This window comes from Sphingomonas sp. Tas61C01, assembly GCF_052567495.1.
The window spans coordinates 1204386-1224804 of the sequence record NZ_CP199583.1 but is presented as its reverse complement, the minus strand read 5'-3'; the positions used below and the strand labels follow the sequence as shown (position 1 = coordinate 1224804).

The 20419-nt window shown below is 66.6% G+C and carries 19 protein-coding genes; 11 read left to right on the top strand and 8 right to left on the bottom strand.

The window, feature by feature from the left end; genetic code table 11:
• Positions 1-83: 83 nt before the first annotated feature.
• The gene (locus tag ACT009_RS05800) at positions 84-908 is read right to left on the bottom strand and encodes an alpha/beta fold hydrolase (RefSeq protein ID WP_445193396.1); all 825 of its coding nucleotides are present in this window, start codon (positions 906-908) and stop codon (positions 84-86) included.
• A gap of 56 nt (positions 909-964) precedes the next feature.
• Positions 965-2359, bottom strand: coding sequence for an MFS transporter (locus tag ACT009_RS05795; protein WP_445193395.1), 1395 nt, complete (start codon positions 2357-2359; stop codon positions 965-967).
• A gap of 62 nt (positions 2360-2421) precedes the next feature.
• Between ACT009_RS05795 and ACT009_RS05790 the strand changes: the two genes are divergently transcribed.
• The 3 genes from ACT009_RS05790 to ACT009_RS05780 are packed head-to-tail and all read left to right on the top strand — an operon-like array spanning position 2422 to position 5179.
• Positions 2422-4512 (top strand): prolyl oligopeptidase family serine peptidase, encoded by a 2091-nt coding sequence (locus tag ACT009_RS05790; RefSeq protein WP_445193394.1) that lies wholly within the window; start codon positions 2422-2424, stop codon positions 4510-4512.
• 59 nt (positions 4513-4571) lie between these two features.
• Positions 4572-4910: a hypothetical protein gene (locus tag ACT009_RS05785; protein ID WP_445193393.1), complete on the top strand. Its 339-nt coding sequence runs from the start codon at positions 4572-4574 to the stop codon at positions 4908-4910.
• A 56-nt stretch (positions 4911-4966) separates the two neighbouring features.
• The gene (locus tag ACT009_RS05780; protein WP_445193392.1) at positions 4967-5179 is read left to right on the top strand and encodes a hypothetical protein; all 213 of its coding nucleotides are present in this window, start codon (positions 4967-4969) and stop codon (positions 5177-5179) included.
• 57 nt (positions 5180-5236) lie between these two features.
• Here ACT009_RS05780 and ACT009_RS05775 read toward each other — a convergent pair whose 3' ends face one another.
• Positions 5237-5782, bottom strand: a complete 546-nt coding sequence (locus tag ACT009_RS05775) for a glycine zipper 2TM domain-containing protein (RefSeq protein ID WP_445193391.1) — start codon at positions 5780-5782, stop codon at positions 5237-5239.
• A gap of 86 nt (positions 5783-5868) precedes the next feature.
• Positions 5869-8148, bottom strand: a complete 2280-nt coding sequence (locus ACT009_RS05770) for an ATP-dependent helicase (protein WP_445193390.1) — start codon at positions 8146-8148, stop codon at positions 5869-5871.
• Between the two features lie 115 nt (positions 8149-8263).
• Here ACT009_RS05770 and ACT009_RS05765 point away from each other — a divergent pair, with 115 nt between their 5' ends.
• The 3 genes from ACT009_RS05765 (at position 8264) to ACT009_RS05755 (ending at position 10679) form a co-directional block, all read left to right on the top strand.
• Entirely contained in the window at positions 8264-8662 is a 399-nt protein-coding gene (locus tag ACT009_RS05765) for a GFA family protein (protein ID WP_445193389.1), read from the top strand.
• Between the two features lie 119 nt (positions 8663-8781).
• Positions 8782-10422 carry an inorganic phosphate transporter gene (locus ACT009_RS05760; protein WP_445193388.1) on the top strand — a complete coding sequence of 547 codons (1641 nt, stop codon included), beginning with the start codon at positions 8782-8784 and terminating at the stop codon, positions 10420-10422.
• A gap of 77 nt (positions 10423-10499) precedes the next feature.
• Positions 10500-10679, top strand: a complete 180-nt coding sequence (locus tag ACT009_RS05755; RefSeq protein WP_445193387.1) for a hypothetical protein — start codon at positions 10500-10502, stop codon at positions 10677-10679.
• A 218-nt stretch (positions 10680-10897) separates the two neighbouring features.
• Here ACT009_RS05755 and ACT009_RS05750 read toward each other — a convergent pair whose 3' ends face one another.
• Positions 10898-12139, bottom strand: a complete 1242-nt coding sequence (locus ACT009_RS05750; RefSeq protein WP_445193386.1) for a glycoside hydrolase family 5 protein — start codon at positions 12137-12139, stop codon at positions 10898-10900.
• 132 nt (positions 12140-12271) lie between these two features.
• Positions 12272-12727, bottom strand: a complete 456-nt coding sequence (locus tag ACT009_RS05745) for a universal stress protein (RefSeq protein WP_445193385.1) — start codon at positions 12725-12727, stop codon at positions 12272-12274.
• Between the two features lie 139 nt (positions 12728-12866).
• Here ACT009_RS05745 and ACT009_RS05740 point away from each other — a divergent pair, with 139 nt between their 5' ends.
• From ACT009_RS05740 to lpdA, 4 genes are read left to right on the top strand one after another with little or no spacing between them, the layout of a single operon-like run.
• Entirely contained in the window at positions 12867-14243 is a 1377-nt protein-coding gene (locus ACT009_RS05740) for a pyruvate dehydrogenase complex dihydrolipoamide acetyltransferase (RefSeq protein WP_445193384.1), read from the top strand.
• 7 nt (positions 14244-14250) lie between these two features.
• Positions 14251-14448, top strand: a complete 198-nt coding sequence (locus ACT009_RS05735; RefSeq protein ID WP_445193383.1) for a hypothetical protein — start codon at positions 14251-14253, stop codon at positions 14446-14448.
• A 41-nt stretch (positions 14449-14489) separates the two neighbouring features.
• The gene (locus tag ACT009_RS05730; protein ID WP_445193382.1) at positions 14490-14837 is read left to right on the top strand and encodes an acyl-CoA thioesterase; all 348 of its coding nucleotides are present in this window, start codon (positions 14490-14492) and stop codon (positions 14835-14837) included.
• A 45-nt stretch (positions 14838-14882) separates the two neighbouring features.
• Positions 14883-16277, top strand: a complete 1395-nt coding sequence (lpdA, locus tag ACT009_RS05725; protein WP_445193381.1) for a dihydrolipoyl dehydrogenase — start codon at positions 14883-14885, stop codon at positions 16275-16277.
• Positions 16278-16370: 93 nt separating this feature from the next.
• Here the strand turns inward: lpdA and ACT009_RS05720 are convergent, their stop codons facing one another.
• The gene (locus ACT009_RS05720) at positions 16371-18149 is read right to left on the bottom strand and encodes an ABC transporter transmembrane domain-containing protein (protein ID WP_445193380.1); all 1779 of its coding nucleotides are present in this window, start codon (positions 18147-18149) and stop codon (positions 16371-16373) included.
• Positions 18150-18302: 153 nt separating this feature from the next.
• Here ACT009_RS05720 and ACT009_RS05715 point away from each other — a divergent pair, with 153 nt between their 5' ends.
• Positions 18303-19535 (top strand): polyhydroxyalkanoate depolymerase, encoded by a 1233-nt coding sequence (locus tag ACT009_RS05715; RefSeq protein ID WP_445193379.1) that lies wholly within the window; start codon positions 18303-18305, stop codon positions 19533-19535.
• Between the two features lie 275 nt (positions 19536-19810).
• Here the strand turns inward: ACT009_RS05715 and ACT009_RS05710 are convergent, their stop codons facing one another.
• Positions 19811-20287, bottom strand: coding sequence for a pyridoxamine 5'-phosphate oxidase family protein (locus ACT009_RS05710; RefSeq protein ID WP_445193378.1), 477 nt, complete (start codon positions 20285-20287; stop codon positions 19811-19813).
• Between the last annotated feature and the right edge of the window lie 132 nt (positions 20288-20419).

The window sequence follows — 20419 nt, the reverse complement described above, 5'->3', positions numbered from 1 at the left end:
GAGGTATCTCCCCCTCCGTCATTGCTTCGCACTGACACCCCCCCCCATGGCGGGGGAGGAATCGCAGGACTATTCTTGCATCCTCACTGACCCAAGAAGGTCAGCAGGTCCTTCGTGAAGCGATCGCTTTCGGTGATCGTGAGCCCGTGCGGCGCACCGTCATATTCGACGAGCTGCGCGCTGGCGATGCCCTTCGCGGCCTGGCGGCCGGTGGCGTCGATCGGCACGGTCTTGTCGGCGGTGCCGTGGACGATCAGGGTCGGCACGCGGAATGCCGGCAGGTCGCCGCGGAAATCGGTGTGGCCGAACGAGTTGGCGCATTCCAGGATCGGCTTGAGGCCACCCTGCATCGCCAGCCGCCACGCCCAGTCCACGGTCTTTTCGCTAACCGGGCTGGAGATAAAGCCGACGCCGAGGAATTGCTGCAGGAAGCTGTGGAAGAAGCCCGGCCGATCCTTCTTGATCCCCGCGCCGATCGAGGCGAGCTGGTCTTCGAGAACGCCGTGCGGGTTGTCCGAGGTCTTGAGCATGTACGGCACCACCGATGCGATCAGCCCCGCGGCGATCACGCCCTGGCCACCGTGGCGGCTCATGTAGCGCGCGACTTCGCCGCCGCCCATCGAGAAACCGACCAGCGTCGCATCGTTGTCGGCACCGGTCTCCTTCATCACATCGGCGAGATCGTCGGTCAGCGTGTCGTAGTCGTAGCCGCTCCAGGGCTGCCCCGACCGCCCGAAGCCGCGCCGGTCATAGGCAATCGCGCGGAACCCCGCCTCCGCCAGCGCCATCGCCTGCGCATCCCAGCTGTCGGCCGACAGCGGCCATCCGTGGATCAGGATCACGGGCCGTCCCGAGCCCCAATCCTTCACATAGAGGTCGGTGCCGTCGCGCGTCTTGACGTAGGGCATGCAAGTCTCCGGTAACGAGGTGCCTCGGTAACGGTGCAGCCGCGCGACCGTTCCGTTCAGTTCAGATGTTGCGCGGGCTGGGCGTCCTCGGCCTCGGCGGGCGCGGGGTTGCGGATCGCGGGGCGCAGGCGGGCGAGGCTGCACAGGCCGGCGATCAGCGCGAGGCCCACCGCGACCAGCGCCGGCACGCGTCCGGCGCCGACTCCCGCGGCGAGCAGCCCGGCGACGAGCGTCGCGCCGGTGGTCTGGCCGACGAGCCGCACCGTCGACACCAGCCCGCCCGCCGCGGCGGCACGCTCGCGCGGGGCGGAGCCGATTATCAGCCGCGCATTGGGCGGCAGAAACAGCCCGAAGCCCGACCCGCACAGCGCCATCCGCCACGCGATGTCGAAATAGCTCGGATCGGCAGGCATGGTCGCGATCAGCAGCAGTGCCGCGATCGATATTGCCATGCCGATGCCGCCGAGCAGCCCGGCGGGATAGCGATCCGACAGCCAGCCCGCGAACGGCGCAACGATCATGTTGGTCAGCGGCCAGGGCGCGATCGCGGCGCCGACCTCGGCCGCGGTGAAGCCATAGGTATGGGTCAGCCGGAACGGGGTGGACAGCAGCAGCGTCATCGATGCGGTGAAGGCGGTGAAGGCGCCGATCGCGGACAGCACGACGACGGGGCGGGCGAGCAGGTCGATCGGCAGGATCGGCTTGGCCTCGCCGCGTTCCCGCCGCACGAAGAACCAGCCGATCGCGGCGCCGGTCAGGACGATCGCCGCGGACACCACGGGACTGTCGCCGTGCACCGCGCTCTCCGCGCCGCCGATGACGAGCCCGAACATCGAGGCGCAGAGCACCGCACCGAACACGTCGAACCCGCCCTTGGCGACCGGCGTCTCCGGCAGCGCGCGGCCGAGGAACAGGCTGATCGCGGCGAACGGCACCGCGCTCGCGAACACCCACGGCCAGGGCGCGATCGCGAGCACCAGCCCGCCGATCGTCGGCGCGAGCGCGGCGGAACTCGACACCACGACCGAGTTGATGCCGAGCCCGCGGCCGAGCTGCTTGGCGGGATAGACCGACCGGATCAGCGCACTCGACACGCTCAGCGCGGCCGCCGCGCCGAGCGCCTGCGCCGCGCGCACGATCAGCAGGAACGGCAGGCTTTTCGCGAAGAAGCAGAGGATCGTCGCGACGGTGAAGATCAGCTGGCCGTACTGGTACATCCGCTTCAATCCGATGCGGTCGCCGAGTCCTGCAAAGGGCAGCAGCGCCATCGCCAGGATCAGCTGGTAGACCGTCACCACCGACACCACGGCGCTGCTGTCGACGTGCAGGTCGCGCGCGATCGTCGGCAGTGCCACCGTCGCGACGCCACCGTCGATGATCGTCAGCGCGGTGCCCGCCGACAGGGCGGCCACGGCGATATAACGGCGGGGGAGGGGAAGCCCGTCGGTCATCCATTGCCCTTCGTTCGCGGGCCCGGCAGAAGGGCAGCATCCCTTCTCTGCCGGAGCAGCCGATGTTATTGAAGACGTTGTTCGCGACAACGATGCTTGTCGCCGCTCCGATCCTCGCGCAGAGCGCCCCGGTGCAGGACGATCCCTATCTGTGGCTCGAGGACAAGGACGGCGCCAAGGCGCTGGCCTGGGTCGAGGCCGAGAACGCGAAGACCCTGCCGCGGCTGGAGAACGACCCGCGCTATGCGACGTTCCACGCCGAGGCGCTGGCGATCGCGTCGGCCAAGGACCGCATTCCGATGCCCGACCAGCGGTTCGGCAGGGTCTATAATTTCTGGCGCGACGCCGATCATCCGCACGGGCTGTGGCGCTGGACGACGATCGCCGGCTATGCCGCGGCCTCGCCCGACTGGACGGTCGCGCTCGATCTCGACGCACTCGGCAAGGCCGAAGGCAAGGAATGGGTATGGAAGGGCGCGACCTGCCTCCAGCCCGAGCAACGGCTATGTTTGGTTGAGCTGTCGGAGGGCGGCGAGGACGCGGTGACAGTTCGCGAGTTCGATCTCGCGACAGGCCGCTTCGTCGATAACGGCTTCGTGCTGCCGACATCGAAGCAGGACGCGACCTGGATCGACAAGGACACGCTGCTGGTGTCGCGCGATTGGGGCGCGGGGACGACCACCCGGTCGGGCTATGCCTTCGTGCTGAAACAGCTGAAGCGCGGCCAGCCGCTCGCGCAGGCGACCGAGGTCTTCCGCGGCGATGCGGGCGACCAGCTGGCGACCACCGCGAACGTGCTGACCGACGGCAAGGACAACCGGCTGGTGGTGATCACCCGCCGCAAGACCTTCTTCGGCGGGGACAGCCTGGTCTGGACCCCGCGCGGCATCACCAAGCTCGACATCCCGCAGCGGACGTTCGCGACGGGATTGGTCGACGGGCAGGTGATCTTCACGACCAGCGAGCCGTGGGGCGCGGTGCCGACCGGCGCGATCGCGTCGGCGCCGCTCGCCGCGGTCGCGAGCGGCCGCTTCACCCCCGAGGTCATCCTGGCGCCCGGCCCGCGGCAATCGATCGAGCAGACCAGCGACACCAGGAACCGGTTGGTGGTGGTGGTCAACGACAATGTCCGCGGTCGTGCGATGGTGTTCGCGCGCCGCACTAGTGGCTGGACCTCGACCCCGGTGGCGCTTCCCGACAACGCCTCGGTGGGGGTGGCGGACGTCAGCGATCGCAGCGATCTCGGCTTCCTGACGGTCACCGGGTTCCTCGACCCGACCTCGTTGTGGTCGCTCGACGCCACGACCGCGGCGACCAAGCGGGTGCGCACGCTGCCGGCACGGTTCGACGCGAGCGGGCTGGTCGTCGAACAGTTCCAGGCACCCTCGACCGACGGCACCGAAGTGCCCTATTTCGTTGTACACAAGCGCGGCATCGTGCTCGACGGCAGCACCCCGACGATCATGACGGCCTATGGCGGATTCGAAATCTCGATGACGCCGAGCTATTCGGGATCGATCGGCAAGCTGTGGCTGGAGCGCGGCGGCGCCTATGTCCTCGCCAACATCCGCGGCGGCGGCGAGTTCGGGCCCAAGTGGCACGATGCCGGCCGCAAGACCAAGCGGCAGGTGATCTACGACGATTTCGCCGGCGTCGCCAAGGACCTGTTCGCGCGCAAGCTGACCAGCCCGCAGAAGCTCGGCATCTATGGCGGCTCGAACGGCGGCCTGTTGATGGGGGTCGAGTTCAACCAGCATCCCGAGCTGTGGAAGGCGGTAACCATCCAGGTGCCGCTGCTCGACATGATCCGTTACGAGGACATCGCCGCCGGCGCCTCCTGGGTCGACGAATATGGCTCTGTGAAGAACCCAGACGAACGGGCGTTCCTGCAGACGATCTCGCCCTACCAAAACCTGAAGCGCGGCGTCGCCTATCCCGAGCCCTATATCTGGACGACCACCAAGGACGATCGCGTCGGACCGCAGCACGCGCGCAAGTTCGCGGCGCGGATGAAGGAATATGGGCTGCCTTACCTGTTCTACGAGGACACCGCGGGCGGGCATTCCGGCGACGCTGACATTGCGCAAGGCGCCCGATTGCAGGCGTTGCAAATGACCTATTTCGCGCAGAAACTGATGGGGCCGGCCGGTTGAGGCCGGCGGTGCATGAATGATCTTGCTGCGATGCAGCATAATCGGGTATGGCCATGAGCATGAAGCAGCCCAGCGACGACGATCAGGCACCCGCCGGCCCGGTGCCGACGATGTTCGAGGCAATCGTGCGCCTGATCACGGTGTCCGCGACCTACAACCGCGGATCGGTAACCATAGCGCCGCACATCCTCTACACCAGGCACGGCGAGATGTACGTCGACGCGGTCACGGTGGAGCGCGATGGCAAGCCGCCGCGCGAGGTCAAGATCGGCACCTTCAAGCTCGACGGGCTGAAGGACGTGCGGCTGGCGGGCAAGAGCTTCGTGCCGAACGCGTTGTTCGAGCCGGCGGACGAGAAATATGCGGGCAATTCGCTGATGGCGGTCGAGACTCGCTGAACGGGTGGCGTCGGCCGCCGATTAGGCGCTGGCACCGATCCGTTCTACTGCAGCCCATGAGCGACGATCCCGACTCCCCCCGTGTCCTGTCGACGATCGAGCGCGCCTATCAACTGGCGCGCGAGGGGCCGTGCACCTCGCTCGACGACATCCGCCGCCAGCTCGACCGCGAACGCTACGCCTCCGTCGGCGCGCATCTCAGCGGGCCGACGCTGCGCCGTCAATTGCGGCAACTCTGCCAGGAACGGATGCGCGCCGCGAAGGAGTAGTTTCGCGCACTCCGTGCTCCTGCGTGCGCAGGAGCACGGAAGCGTGTCTTCAAAAGCTTACCGGCAACGGACCTGGCTGTTGTTCTGGTCCACCGCGCGCCCGGCGAGACCGCCGACCGCTGCGCCCAGCAGCGTGCCGACGGTGCGCGAGCGGCCGCCGTCGATGACGTTGCCGAGGATCCCGCCGCCCGCCGCGCCGACGATCAGCCCTGTCGTGCCGTCGCTGCGCTTGCAATAATAGCGTCCGTCGGATCCGCTATAGACGCGGTCGTCGGTGCTCAGCACCCGCTCCTGGTAGTTGGGGCCGACGCGATAATAACGCGACGGATCGTAATTGCCCTCGTCGCGGTCGTCGGGTGCCGAATCGTAGCCGCGGTCGTCGTAGCGCGGATCGGGCGCGCGTCGGTACGGCCCCGAATTGCCGCCACGGCTGCGCAGCGACTGATACCGATCGAATTCCTGCCGGAACACGCGCATCTCGTTGTCGAGACGCGCCTGCGCGGCGGCGAAGCGCGCATCGTCCTGCGCGGTCTGCGCGACGACGGGGGCAGCGGTGGCAAGCGTCGCGATGGCGACGCCGGCGGTAAGAATTTTGGTGAGCATGTGGTCGCTCCTGAGCTGGTCCTGGGATAGGATGCGCGCCGTCTACAATGACGAAACGATATCGTTCCTGAACGTCCTTGCGCGCATCACCCCAGCGTGACGAAGCTATCCATCACCCGCTTGCGGCCGGCATTCTCGAATTCGATCTCGAGCTTGTTGCCCTCGATTTCCGCGATCTCGCCATAGCCGAACTTCTGGTGAAACACGCGGAGGCCGACCTTCACGTCGTCGCGGCCCTTGTTGCCGATGCTGACCGCGCTGGCGCGGCTTTCGACGACGCGTGAGGGCGTCGTCGAGAAGCCGCTGCCGCCGCCCGCCGCACGTTGCCAGCCGGGGCCACGACCCGTGCCGCGCGCGACGTCGGCGAAGGGATCGGCGCGCTCGCTCCAGTTCGCCTGCCACAGGCTCGCGCCACCCGACATCGTCGTCTCGGTCTCGGTATGCTCCGACGGCAGTTCGCCGACGAAGCGGCTCGGGATGCTGGAATTCCACTGACCATAGATGCGGCGGTTGGCGGCGTGGATGATCACGGCACGCCGCCGCGCGCGGGTGATCGCGACGTACGCGAGACGGCGTTCCTCCTCCAGGCTGCGGGTGCCGCCTTCGTCAAGCGCACGCTGCGACGGGAACAGGCCCTCTTCCCAGCCGACCAGGAACACGGTGTGGTATTCCAGACCTTTGGCGGCGTGGATGGTCATGATGGTGACCTTGGGATCGTCGCGCCCACCTTCATTGTCCATCACCAGCGAGACATGTTCGAGGAAGGCGCCGAGCGACTCATACTCCTCCATCGCGCGGACGAGTTCGGACAGGTTTTCCAGCCGGCCCGCGGCCTCGGTCGATTTCTCCGCCTGGTACATCGCGGTGTAGCCGCTTTCGTCGAGCAGCTGGCGGGCGAGTTCGGCATGCGGCAGGTCGCGCGCCATGTCGCGCCAGCGCGCGATGTCGCCGACGAGGTTGCCGAGGCTGCGGCGGGCCTGGGCGGTGAGTTCGTCAGTGTCGAGGATGCGTGCCGCCGCGGTCATCAGTGGCACCCCGGTGGCGCGCGAGAGCTGGTGGACCTTCGCGACCGCCTTGTCGCCCAATCCGCGCTTGGGCACGTTGACGATCCGTTCGAAGGCGAGATCGTCCGACGGCTGGTTGACGACGCGCAGATAGGCGAGTGCATCGCGGATCTCGGCGCGTTCGTAGAAGCGGAAGCCGCCGACGATCTTGTACGGCATGCCGATCGCGATGAAGCGGTCCTCGAACTCGCGGGTCTGGTGCTGGGCACGGACGAGGATCGCGACGTCGTCGAGGCTCTTGCCCGCGCGCTGGCACGATTCGATCTCGTCGCCGACCCGGCGGGCTTCTTCCGGGCCGTCCCAGACGCCGATCACCTTCACCTTCTCCCCGGCGTCGAGCTCGGTCCACAGCGTCTTGCCGAGGCGGCCGCTGTTCTGCGCGATCACCCCCGATGCGGCACCGAGGATATGCGGGGTCGATCGGTAATTCTGCTCGAGCCGGATCACCGTCGCGCCGGGGAAGTCCTTCTCGAACTTCAGGATGTTTTCGACCTGCGCACCGCGCCAGCTGTAGATCGACTGGTCGTCGTCGCCGACGCAGGCGATGTTGCGGTGTTCCTGCGCGAGCAGGCGGAGCCACAAATACTGGACGCTGTTGGTGTCCTGATATTCGTCGACCATGATGTAGCGAAAGCGCTGCTGATAGGTCGTCAGCACGTCGCAATGCGTCTTCAGGATCACCAGCATGTGGAGCAGCAGATCGCCGAAGTCGCAGGCGTTGAGCGCCTTCAGCCGCTCCTGATAGGCCTGGTACAGCTCGCCGCCGCGGCCGTTGGCGTAGCGCTCGCTTTCGCCCGCATCAATGTCGGCGGGGGTCAGACCCTTGTTCTTCCAGTCGTCGATCAATCCGGCCAGGCTGCGCGCGGGCCAGCGCTTCTCGTCGAGATCGGCAACGACGATCAGCTGCTTCAGCACCCGGAGTTGGTCGTCGGTGTCGAGGATCGTGAAGTTGGACTGCAATCCCACCAGCTCGGCATGGCGGCGCAGCATCTTGGCGCCGATCGCGTGGAAGGTGCCGAGCCACGGCATGCCCTCAACCGCATCGCCGACCAGTCGGCCGACACGCTCGCGCATCTCGCGCGCGGCCTTGTTGGTGAACGTGACCGACAGGATCTCGGACGGATACGCCTTGCGGGTCCAGAGCAGGTGCGCGAGCCGCGCGGTGAGCGCCGCGGTCTTGCCGGTGCCGGCACCCGCCAGCATCAGTACCGGCCCCTCGGTGGTCAGCACCGCCTCGCGCTGCGGCGCATTGAGGCCGCGCAGATAGGGCGGATCGTCGGGAAGGGGGGCGAGCTGCGTCACCGTCGAACAGGTAGGGAACGCGGGCGCCGGGAGCAAGCGCGATGGACTTGCATGCGCATCATCTTCGTGGGAACAAAGCGTGAAGGGCGGGCTGCCCGACAAGGGGAGAGGGTCGATGAGTGCGACGGGACGATGCCGGTGCGGTGCGATCAGCTATGTGGCCGAGGGCGAGCCGCTCCACCACGCGATGTGCCACTGCACCGATTGCCGGCGAAGTGCCGGCGCGCCGATGGTCGGCTGGATCGCGTACCCGCACGATCGGGTCACGATCACCGGCACGCCGACGACCTACAATTCGTCGGGCACCGCGGTGCGGCAGTTCTGCGCGACCTGCGGAACCGGCCTGTTCTACGTCAACGAACAGGTCCTGCCGGGACTCATCGACATTCAGTCGGCGACGCTGGACGAGCCCGACCGCTATCCGCCGGGTGCACATATCCAGACCGCGGATGCGCTGGCCTGGGAAGCCGACCTCGCGACCTTGCCGCGGTTCGAGCACTATCCTCCCGGGTGATGCTTGCTGATCCTGCGGTCGCAGGAGCACGCTGATGATCGACATCGTACGGCGCTAATCCAACACGTCACGCCATTGTCATCAAACTGTCACCGAACTCGACCACTCCGCAAACCATCATGGCATCAACAGCTCTTGCCGGCGGCGAGTCGGTTTCGCACGTCCGTGGTCCCCGGCTCGATGCCGCGTTGCATCCGGCGGGCCGCTGGGTTTTCGCCGCGGTCCTGCTCGGCGGGCTCGTCTATGCAGGGATCAGCATCGTCGCCGATACCAGTCAGGTCGGCGAGAGGATGGCGACGGGGGTGTTTGCTTTCCTCGGGCTGGCGCTGGTGATCGCGCTGGCGTTCGAATTCGTGAACGGCTTCCACGACACCGCCAACGCCGTCGCGACGGTCATCTACACGCATTCGATGCCGGCCCCGCTCGCGGTGGTGTGGTCGGGGGCGTGGAATTTCCTTGGGGTGATGTTTTCGAGCGGGGCGGTCGCCTATTCGATCATCACGTTGCTGCCGGTCGATCTGATCCTGCACGTCGGGTCCGCGGGCGGGTTCGCGATGATCTTCGCGCTTCTGCTGGCGGCGGTGATCTGGAACCTCGCGACCTGGTATGTCGGGTTGCCGAACTCGTCGAGCCATGCGCTGATCGGGTCGATCCTCGGCGTCGGGCTCGCCAACCAGCTGTTGTCGCAGGCGCCGGGCGGGACCTCCGGGGTCGCGTGGGGACAGGCGGAGAAGGTGCTGACCGGGCTCATGATCGCGCCGGTGATCGGTTTCGTGGGGGCGCTGGTGCTGCTCTTCACGATGAAGCGGATCCTGCCCAATCCCGCGCTGTACCGCGAGCCTGCTGGCAATGCCCCGCCGCCGACCGGCATCCGTGCGCTGCTGATTGGGACCTGCACCGCGGTAAGCTTCGCGCATGGCGGCAACGACGGGCAGAAGGGCATGGGGCTGATCATGCTCATCCTGATCGGTTGCGCGCCGACCGCCTATGCCCTGAACCGTACCGTGCCCGAGAGCGCGACGCCGGCCTTCGTCCAGACTGCCAATGCGGCGTCGACGGCCTATGCCGCGCATGGTGCGCGGGCACCGTCGGTCGAGCAGGCGCGGGCAACGGTCACGCGGGCGTTGCAGACGAAGGCGGTCGACGATCCACGCGTCTATGGGGGAATCTCGGCGTTGTCGGCGGACTTGTCGGCGCGGATCGGCGGCTATGGCTCGCTCGGCAAGGTGCCCGCGGCAGCGACGCCCAACCTGCGCAACGACATGTATCTGGTGCTCGACACCACCAAACTGGTGATCGCGGACAAAGCCGCCCAGGCGCGCTTCACCGCGCCCGAACTGGCGACGTTGAAGAGCTATAACGGCCAGCTGGAACAGGGCACGCGCTACATCCCGTTGTGGGTGAAGGTGACCGTCGCGCTGGCGCTGGGGCTCGGGACGATGATCGGCTGGAAACGGATCGTGGTCACGGTCGGGGAGCGGATCGGCAAGACCCACCTGACCTACGGCATGGGCGCGTCGGCCGAGGTAATGGCGGCGATGACGATCCTGCTGGCGGAGCGGTTCGGCTTGCCGGTGTCGACGACGCACATCCTGTCGTCGGGCGTGGCGGGTGCGTCGGTCGCCAACGGCGCGGGGCTGCAGCGGCGGACGATCCTGTCGATGGGACTCGCCTGGGTGATGACGCTGCCTGCGGCGATGCTGCTGGCGGGTACGCTCTATTGGCTGCTGCTGACCGGGGTTCGGCTGGCAGGTCTGTAACCAGGACGTTCGCAAACGAGGGTATCGCCCGGGGCGGCGATGCGCCAAGGCAGGGTATGGACCAGATCACATCTACAGTGGATCGCGCGATCGAACTTGCGCAATCGGGGCAGGTGTTCTCGGTCAACGAGATCCGCCAGCGCCTGCGCCGCGAAGGGCATGATGCGGTTCACCAGAATTTGCACGGGCCGGCGATCAACCGGCAGCTGATCGACCTGATCCGAGCGGCGACGACCGGGGTTCCGCAGTCGCGGTAGGTTTGGTGTTTCGGTTGCGCAGCGTGGTGAAGGGAGGGGCGTTGTCTTTGCGTCGTTCCGACCTCGCAGCACCTCTGCCAAACTCCTTTTCATCACGGACCCTTCGACCTCGCTCAGGAGAGCCTTGTTCCGGGATCCAACGCTTCGCAGGAGCGCAAGCCGTTGATTTTGCGGCACCGTAGGCGCCAGAATGACGAGGAGGTGCGGGATGAAATCCCCTACTTCGCGGCGCCGACGATCGCGGTGACGAGCGTCGGGTAGGTGACCGTGGCCGTCGTGCGATTGAACAGGCCGAAGCCGTGGTTGCCGGTTGCACCGTTGTCCCAATAGAACGGCACCATGCCGTGCATGTAAGCCGAGCGGGTGATGTAGCGGTTCCAGGCGGTGCGGTAGCTGCCCGACGGATCGAGATCGGTCTTAGCGATGGCGCCATATTCGCCCAGGATCACCGGCACGCCCTTGTCGACGAACGTCGTCTTCACCTTCTGGAACTGCGCGTCGACATAGGATTCGTTCGCCCAGGTCTCCGTTACCGTGGGGTCGGTCGCGCCGGCGCCCCATTGCCAGACCTTGCTGTTTTCGTTGAGCGCGAAGTTATACGGGTCGTAGTAGTGGACCTCCATCATCATCTCGTTGGTGGCGGTATCGATCGGCATCGCGGCGTTACAGCCGATGGTGTGGTCGATGTTGGTGTTGTAGCCCTGGACGATCAGCACGCGGGTGGCGTTCTTGCCGCCGGTCGCGCGCACCGCATCGACAAATTTCTGGTTGAAGCCTTTCTGGACGGTGCAGTTCTCGGCCGTCGGCGCGCTGTAGACGTTGGTCACCAGGATCTCGTTCGTGCCCGCGAACAGCAGATGCTCGTCGTAATCCTTGAACTTGGTCGCGATCTGTTTCCAGAAAGTGGTCAGCCGCGCATTGGCCATGGCCTGGTCGGCGAAGGTCGGCTGGAGCCAGCCGCCGTCCCAATGAACGTTGATCACCACGTACAGCCCGGCCTTGCGGGCATAGTCGACGACCTCAGCGACGCGGTTCATCCAGGCGCTGCCGATGGTGTCGCTGCCATTGGCATATTGGTTCCACGCCACCGGGATGCGCACGCTCTTGAAGCCCTGCGCCGCGACCGCGGTCATCAGTGCCTGGGTGACGACCGGATTGCCCCAGGCGGTTTCCTGCGACGTGGCGACCGGCTTAGTCCCGCCGCCGATCGCCTCCAGCGAGTTGCCGAGGTTCCAGCCGGGTGACATCTGCAATGCGATGTTCGCCGCGGTAGGCGTCGGACTCGGCGCGGGGGCGGGCGGCGGGCTTGGGGTGGGAGTGGTCGCGACCGGCGGTGGCGTGGTGCCCCCGCTGCCGCTGCCGCCGCCGCCATCACCGCACGCGGTAAGGATGAGCATCGTCGCGGTGGAGGCGCAGAGCCTCGACAGGAACGTCCGGCCAAGTGTTGCTGGTCTCACCATGAGGCTCTCCTGTCATCGCCCCGACGTTAGATCGCCGTGGCAATGTTCAAATATGATGGGGCCATGCATATATGCTATATATCAGGCTCGCAACGACGTTACAGGATGATCAAGCAAATGACCGATCGACGGTCAGCTCAGCCGATCGATCGCCTCGCGATCGAGCGAGCCTGGGATGATCATCACCGGTACGCCCAGCACGCCCGCGTCGGTGCCCGCGAAATGGCTGACGAGATCGCCCGGTGCCCCGGTGGCGGCGGCACCGAGCACCAGCGCAGCGATGTCGCGGTTGCCGGCGATGATCTCGCGGATGATCTTCGGGGCGTCGCCCTGGCGCACCGTGATCGCCGGACGGAGCCCCGACTCCTCGATCAGCGTTCCCGCGGCCGCGGAGACGATGCCCTCCGCGTGCAGCCTGGCTTCCTCCTCGATCGTCGCCTGAACGCCGCCGAAGGCAATGAACTCCTGCGGCGGGATGACGGTGAGGATCTCGACTCCACCCCCGGTCTTCACCGCCCGGCGCGCGGCGAAGCGCAGTGCGATCTCGGCTTCGGGGGTTTCGTCCACGACGACCAGATAGATGCGCATGATCGTCCGCTCCCGTTCGACTTTCCGTCCATGAGTGGCCCCGGACCTCGCATTCCGCAAGGGCGACCGACGCCCGCGGGGTTGACCCTGCATTGTCATGGCGCGAAGAGCGTCTCGCTCCCCAGGCAAGAGGATTTGCATGTCGATCGAGATCAAGATGCCCGCGCTTTCCCCGACGATGGAGGAAGGCACGCTGGCCAAGTGGCTCGTGAAGGAAGGCGATAGCGTCGCGTCTGGCGACATCATGGCCGAGATCGAGACCGACAAGGCGACGATGGAGTTCGAGGCGGTCGACGAGGGCGTGATCGGCAGGATCCTGATCGCCGAAGGCACCGACAATGTGAAGGTCGGCGCGGTGATCGCGATCCTGGTCGAGGACGGCGAAAGCGTCGACGACGTCGACACGACCGCCAAGCAGGAAGCGCCGGCGCTCGCCGAGCCCCAGCCGAAGCCCGATTTCGATCCCACCGATCCGAACAAGACCGGCAGCGAGGCGGCACCCGCCGAGCGCACGATGGCGCAGGCCGAAGATCATGGCCGCCCGCCAGAGGTCGCGAGGGCCCCGCAAGGTGACGATGCGAAAAGCGACGCAGCGCCCGCGAGCGGTGAGCGCGTGAAGGCGAGCCCGCTGGCGCGACGGATCGCCGCCGACAAGGGCGTCGATCTCGCCGGGATCAAGGGCTCGGGCCCCAATGGCCGGATCGTGAAGGCCGATGTCGAGGGCGCGAAGGCCGGGACCGCCGCGTCGGCCGCGACCGCCACGGCTGCACCAGCAGAAAGCGCCGCGGCGCCCGCCTCCGCCGCAAAGCCCGCGACGGTGCCGGATATTCCGCACGAGGCGGCGAAGCTCAGCAACATGCGCAAGACGATCGCGCGGCGGCTCACCGAATCGAAGCAGACGGTGCCGCACATCTATCTCACGGTCGATATCCGGCTCGATGCGCTGCTCAAGCTTCGCGCCGAGCTGAACGCCAGCCTGGACGCGCGAAAGGTCAAGCTGTCGGTCAACGACATGCTGGTGAAGGCGCTGGGCGTCGCGCTGATCGCGGTGCCGAAGTGCAACGTCATGTTCACGCCGAACGAGCTGATCAGCTTCAGCCGCGCCGACATCTCGGTCGCGGTGTCGACGCCGGCCGGACTGATCACGCCGATCGTCGTCGGCGCGGACACCAAGTCGCTGTCGGCGATCTCGACCGAGATGAAGGATCTCGCCGCCCGCGCGCGCGACAACAAGCTGAAGCCCGAGGAATTTCAAGGCGGCACCGCGTCGATCAGCAACATGGGCATGTTCGGGATCAAGCAGTTCGAGGCGGTGATCAACCCGCCGCAGGGCATGATCATGGCGATCGGCGCGGGCGAGAAGCGGCCCTATGTCATCGACGATGCGCTCGGCGTAGCGACGGTGATGTCGGCGACCGGCAGCTTCGATCATCGCGCGATCGACGGCGCCGACGGGGCCGAGCTGATGAAGACCTTCAAGGATCTGGTCGAGCGGCCGCTCGGCATGTTGGCGTAACGACGCCGTGCGCTTGCTGGGCGAGACGTTGTACCTGTTGGCGGGGCTGATCGTGGCCGGCCTGATGGTCGGGGTCGCGTCCTGGGCCTATCCGCTCGGCCGCGACGTGTTCTGGTGGTGCGGGGCGGCGGCGATGGCGACGACGCTGGTGTTCGGGATCGGTCGCTTACGCCGTGCGCGCGGCCATGACCGGGGGCGGTTTTGACCGCCTTGCCGACAGCCTCGCCGGTCATTCGGGTCACCGCGATGCCAGCGGACGCCAACCCGTACGGCGACATCTTTGGCGGCTGGCTGATGGGGCATATGGATCTGGCCGCGGGATCGGTCGCGTCGCGGCATGCGCAGGGAAGAGCGGTTACGATCACGGTCGAGGGGATGAAGTTCCACCGGCCGGTGGTCGTCGGCGACGAAGTGTCGGTCTATGCGACGTTGGTCGCGACGGGCACGACGTCGATGACGATCGACGTCGAGGCGTGGCGCCGCAGCCGGCATGCGGACGAGGCGTACAAGGTGACCCAGGCACGCTTCGTCTTCGTGGCGATCGGCGAGGACCGCCAACCGCGCAAGGTGCGCGCGATGGCCGTGCCGGATTGATGATGGACAAGCGCCACGGCGCGCCGAACAGACGAGGAAATCCAAGTGGCTGACCAATTCGACCTGATCGTGCTCGGTTCCGGACCGGGCGGCTATGTCGCTGCGATCCGCGCGTCGCAGCTCGGGCTGAAGACTGCGATCGTCGAGCGCGAGCGGCTCGGGGGGATCTGCCTCAACTGGGGATGCATCCCGACCAAGGCGCTGCTGCGCACGTCGGAGATCTACCATTACATGACCAACGCGTCGGCCTACGGGCTGAAGGCGGACAATGTCGGGTTCGACCTGGGCAAGATCGTCGAGCGCAGCCGCAAGGTCGCCGGGCAGCTGAATGCCGGCGTGAAGGGGTTGATGAAGAAGCACAAGGTGACCGTGGTCGAGGGCGTCGGCGCGCTGACCGGCAAGGGCCAGCTGACCGTGACGCAGGGCGACAGGAAGACCGAGCTCGTTGGCAAGCACATCATGATCGCGACCGGCGCGCGCGCGCGCGACCTGCCGTTCGCCAAGGCCGACGGCAAGCGGATCTGGACTTATCGCCATGCAATGGTGCCGACCGAGATGCCGACCAAGCTGCTGGTGATCGGATCGGGCGCGATCGGCGTGGAATTCGCGAGCTTCTACCACGACATGGGCGCCGACGTGACGATCGTCGAGATGCTGCCGCGCATTCTGCCGGTAGAGGACGAGGAGGTGTCCGCATTCATGGACAAGGCGCTGACCAAGCAGGGGATCAAGCTGCTGACCGGCGCGGCGATCGAGAAGCTCGATAACGGCGCCCAGGCGGTGACCGCGTCGATCAAGGCGAAGGACGGCAGCGTCTCCACCGAGGAGTACAGCCACGTCATCGTCGCGATCGGGATCGTCCCCAATACCGAGGAGATCGGGATCGAGGCGCTCGGTGTCGAGACCGAACGCGGGCGCATCAAGGTGGACGGTTACGGCCGCACCAATGTCGAGGGCGTGTACGCGATCGGCGACGTCACCGGCGCGCCGTGGCTGGCGCACAAGGCGAGCCACGAGGGCGTCGTGTGCGTCGAGAAGATCGCGGGCGAGAACCCGCATCCGTTCGAGACCTGGAACATCCCGGGCTGCACCTATTCGCGCCCGCAGGTCGCGTCGGTGGGGTTGACCGAGGCCAAGGCGCGCGAGGCCGGGCACGAGCTGAAGGTCGGTAAATTCCCCTTCATCGGCAACGGCAAGGCGATCGCGCTCGGGGAGGCGGAGGGGTTCGTCAAGACGGTCTTCGATGCGAAGACCGGTGAACTGCTCGGCGCCCACATGGTCGGCGCTGAGGTGACCGAGCTGATTCAGGGCTATGTCGTCGCGCGCCAGCTGGAATCGACCGAGGCGGAACTGATGGAAACGATCTTCGCGCATCCGACGCTTAGCGAGATGATGCACGAGAGCGTGCTCGGGGCGTACAGGCGGGCGATCCACTTCTAGGGGGCACTGGGTCTCCGCCGCCGCGGGCACCGCGAACGTCAGTCATAGCAGGTAACATCCGCCGCGAAGCCCCGCGGCACGCGACGCGCGGGGTTACGCCGCCTCGCTGAACTGCAGGCTCGCCAGACGCGCGTAGAGGCCGCTGCGTGCGATCAGGCTAGCGTGGGTGCCTTCCTCGACGATGCGGCCTTCGTCCATGACGATGATCCGGCTGGCGGCGCGGACTGTCGCGAGGCGATGGGCGATGACGAGCGTGGTGCGGGTCGTCATCAGCCGTTCGAGCGCTTGCTGGACGAGGCGTTCGCTTTCGGCGTCGAGCGCGCTGGTCGCTTCGTCGAGCAGGAGGATGGGGGAATCGCGCAGCAGGGCGCGGGCAATGGTGATGCGCTGGCGCTGGCCACCCGAAAGCCTTGCGCCGCCTTCGCCCAGGAACGTGTCGAGCCCTTCCGGCAGGCGGCGGAGGAAATCGCTGGCGTTGGCGGTGTCGGCAGCGGCCCAGAGCTCGTCGTCGCTTGCTGCCCAATTGCCGTAGCGAAGATTGTCGCGCGCGGAGGCGCCGAAGATCACGGTCTCCTGCGGCACCATCGCGATGCGGGCGCGTACCTCGGCCGGATCGACATCGCGGAGATCGATGCCCTCGATCATCACGCGGCCGCCATCGGGATCATAGAAACGCTCGGCCAATTGGAAGAGCGTCGACTTGCCCGCGCCCGATGGACCGACCACCGCCACCGTCTCGCCGGGCGCGATGGCCAGCGTGAAATCCTTCAGCGCCGCGATCTCGGGGCGGGTGGGGTAGTGGAAGACGACATGATCGAACGCGATCGCGCCGCGCGCCGGGATCGGTAACGATGCGGGTTGCGCGGGGGCGGCGATCTCGGGCGTTTCCTCGAGCAGTTCGGCAAGGCGGCTGGCGGCGCCGGCGCCGCGGAGCAGGTCGCCATAGACTTCGGTCAGTGCGCCGAACGCACCCGCGACGATCCCGCCGGTGAGGACGAAGGCGGCGATCGCGCCGCCGCTGATCCGGCCAGCGGCAACGTCCACCGCGCCCTCCCACAGCACCAGCGTGATCGACCCAAAGATCAGCGCGATCATGATCGCGGTCATGATCGCCCGCAGCAGGATGCGGCGGCGCGCGGCGGCAAAGGTCGCGTCGACCGCGGCGGCGAAGCGGGCGGCCTCGCGATCCTCCTGGCCGAACGCCTGGACGATCTTCATCGCGCCGAGTGTCTCGGTCGCGATCGAGCCGACGTCGGCCACCCGGTCCTGCGATGTCCGAGACAGGTTGCGCAGGCGCCGCCCGAGCAACGTGATAGGCAGGATGATCAACGGGATCCCGAGCAGCAGCATGCCCGCCAGCTTGGGCGAGATCGCGAACAGGTAGATCATGCCGCCGATGCCGGTAAAACAGTTGCGCAGCGCTACGGATACGGTGGTGCCGACGACTTGTTCGATCAGCGCGGTGTCCGAGGTCAGCCGCGAGGCGATCTCCGACGGGCGGTTCTCTTCGAAGAAACGAGGAGCGAGGCGGAGCAGGTGGCGCTGGACCCGGCCGCGGATGTCCGCGACGACGCGCTCGCCGAGCCACGACACGAAGTAGAAGCGGATCGCGGTGGCGACCGCGAGCACCGCGACGATCATCAGCAGATAGTGGAACGACGTCGCCACCGTGCCGCCCGCGCCCGGCCCGAAGCCGCGGTCGATCACCCGCTTGAAGCCGTACGGTATCGCGATCGTCGCCGCCGACGTGGTGAGCAACGCCAGCAGCGCGAAGGTCAGCTGGCGCGGGTAACGAGTGACGCTGTCCCAGACGAGCCGGAGATCGCCGAGGCGACGGCGGCTCGGTGGGCTGGGTGCGGTGCTGTCGGCCATAGGCATGTGCGCGTAGCAGTGTGCAGGGTCGCGCTCAACGGCAACCACCGCGGCGATGGGACGTTAGCTTTGTTGCACCGCAAAAGCAGCGGTTGCCACACTGCCGCTTTACGTTACGAGTTCCGCTACCAATTCTGCGCTATGGGATACCGCATGCTCTACGACGCTTATGAGATGCAACGATCGATGCTCGCGAACGCTAGTGCGATGGCGACGTTCGGCGCTGAAATGCTCCACAACCCGGCAAACCCGTTCGCCTATATCGGCGGCGGATCGGTGGTCGCTTCGGCGCTGGAGGTGTTCGCACATGCGGCGGCGCCGCGCGGCAAGCCCGCGTTCGGGCTGGACAGCACGATGGTCGATGGCCGCGAGATTACGGTGCGTGAGGAGATCGTGCTGAAGAAGCCGTTCGGGCAGCTGAAGCGCTTCGTCCGCGACGGCATTGAGGTATCGCCCAAGCTGTTGATCGTCGCGCCGATGTCGGGCCATTTCGCCACGCTGCTGCGCGGGACGGTCGAGCGGATGCTGCCGTTCGCGGACGTCTACATCACCGACTGGCGCGACGCGCGGCAGGTGCCGCTCGGCGAGGGCCGGTTCGACCTCGACGATTATGTCGATTACCTGATCGAGTTCATGACCGTGATCGGCCCCAATGCGGATCATGGCGGCGCGCACATGCTCGCGGTCTGCCAGCCGTCGGTGCCCTGCTATGCCGCGGTGGCGCTGATGAGCGCGGACAAGCATCCGTGCCTGCCCAAGACGCTGACGATGATGGGCGGCCCGATCGACACCCGCGAGGCGCCGACCTCGGTCAACACGCTGGCGACCGAGCGGCCGCATAGCTGGTTCTCGCAGAACGTGATCGCGACGGTGCCGATGTCGTATCCGGGGGCGGGACGGAAGGTGTATCCGGGCTTCCTGCAGCTCGCCGGGTTCATGTCGATGAACCTCGGCAATCACATGATCAGCCATTGGGAGATGTTCAAGCATCTGGTCCAGGGCGATGGCGAGAGCGCGGATGCGACCAAGGATTTCTACGAGGAATACCGCTCGGTCTGCGACATGACCGCGGAATTCTACCTCCAGACGATCGACGTCGTGTTCCAGAGCCATGCTCTGCCCCGCGGGCTGATGATGCATCGCGGACGCAAGGTGGACCCAGCGGCGATCACCGATGTGGCGATCCTGGCGATCGAGGGCGAGCGGGACGATATCTCGGGACTGGGCCAGACCAGGGCGGCGCTGAAGATCGCGACCGGGCTGGCGGACGAGAAGAAGCGCTACCTGATGGCGGAGGGTGCCGGGCATTACGGCATCTTCAATGGATCCAAATGGCGCAACATCATCGCGCTGGTGGTGGAAGAGTGGATCACTCAGCACGGGTGACGTGGGGGGACGGGACCTTCGGTCCCCGTGCTCGTCACCCCGGACTCGATCGGGGTCTCGCCTGACTTCTAATCGACAAGTTCCCCGACTTAGCGGGACCCCGGATCAGGTCCGGGGTGACGATCGGGTGGTCGATTGCTGATGGCCATGCCGTGTTCCTGCGGACGCAGGAACCCAGGGTTATGAACGACAGCGTCTAGTGCTCTGGGCTCGTGTGTTCACAGGAGCACGGCTTGAGGGAGCCCGGGATCGCAGCCAACCCCGGGCGCACCGGATCAGGCGAGCGAGCCGACCACCTCGTGGGTGCCGCTTTCACTCGAATCGATCTTGCCGCCGAACAGCATCTTGACGCGGCCGGATAGCGAAACGTCGCTTTCCCAGATTTCCGCGGAGTCGATGTCGAAGCGGAGCAGCAGGAGGTTGGGATCGGCGCGGCCGCCCGGAAACCACGACTCCACATGGTTGTTCCATAGCGTGTCGATCTGCGCGGGATCGTTGTCGGGCTCGAGCGCTCCGTGGAGGCAGGCGAACACATCGTGGCCCTTGGACACGAACTGCACCATCGCATCGCCGCCGTTCGCCGCGCGGTTGTCCTTGCCGACGAAGAAGAACAGCGCGTTGGGCTGATCCTCGTCGATCTGCGCGGTCAACGGCTCGCTGTGTTCGTGCGTGCCGGTCAGCCCGACCATCACGAACGGGCTCGATTTCAGCGAGGCCAGGAAGGTCTCGGCTACGCTCTGATGGTCGGCCACGGCTGTTCTCCTGGTGATTTGGTTCGGGTGGAGAACGATGTCGGGCGGGGTTGGTTGCGGTCGATCGACTAGGGGTTCTTACCAGGTTGTGGCGTAGCTCGGCGACCCGCATGGCGGTGGGGGCAGCAATGT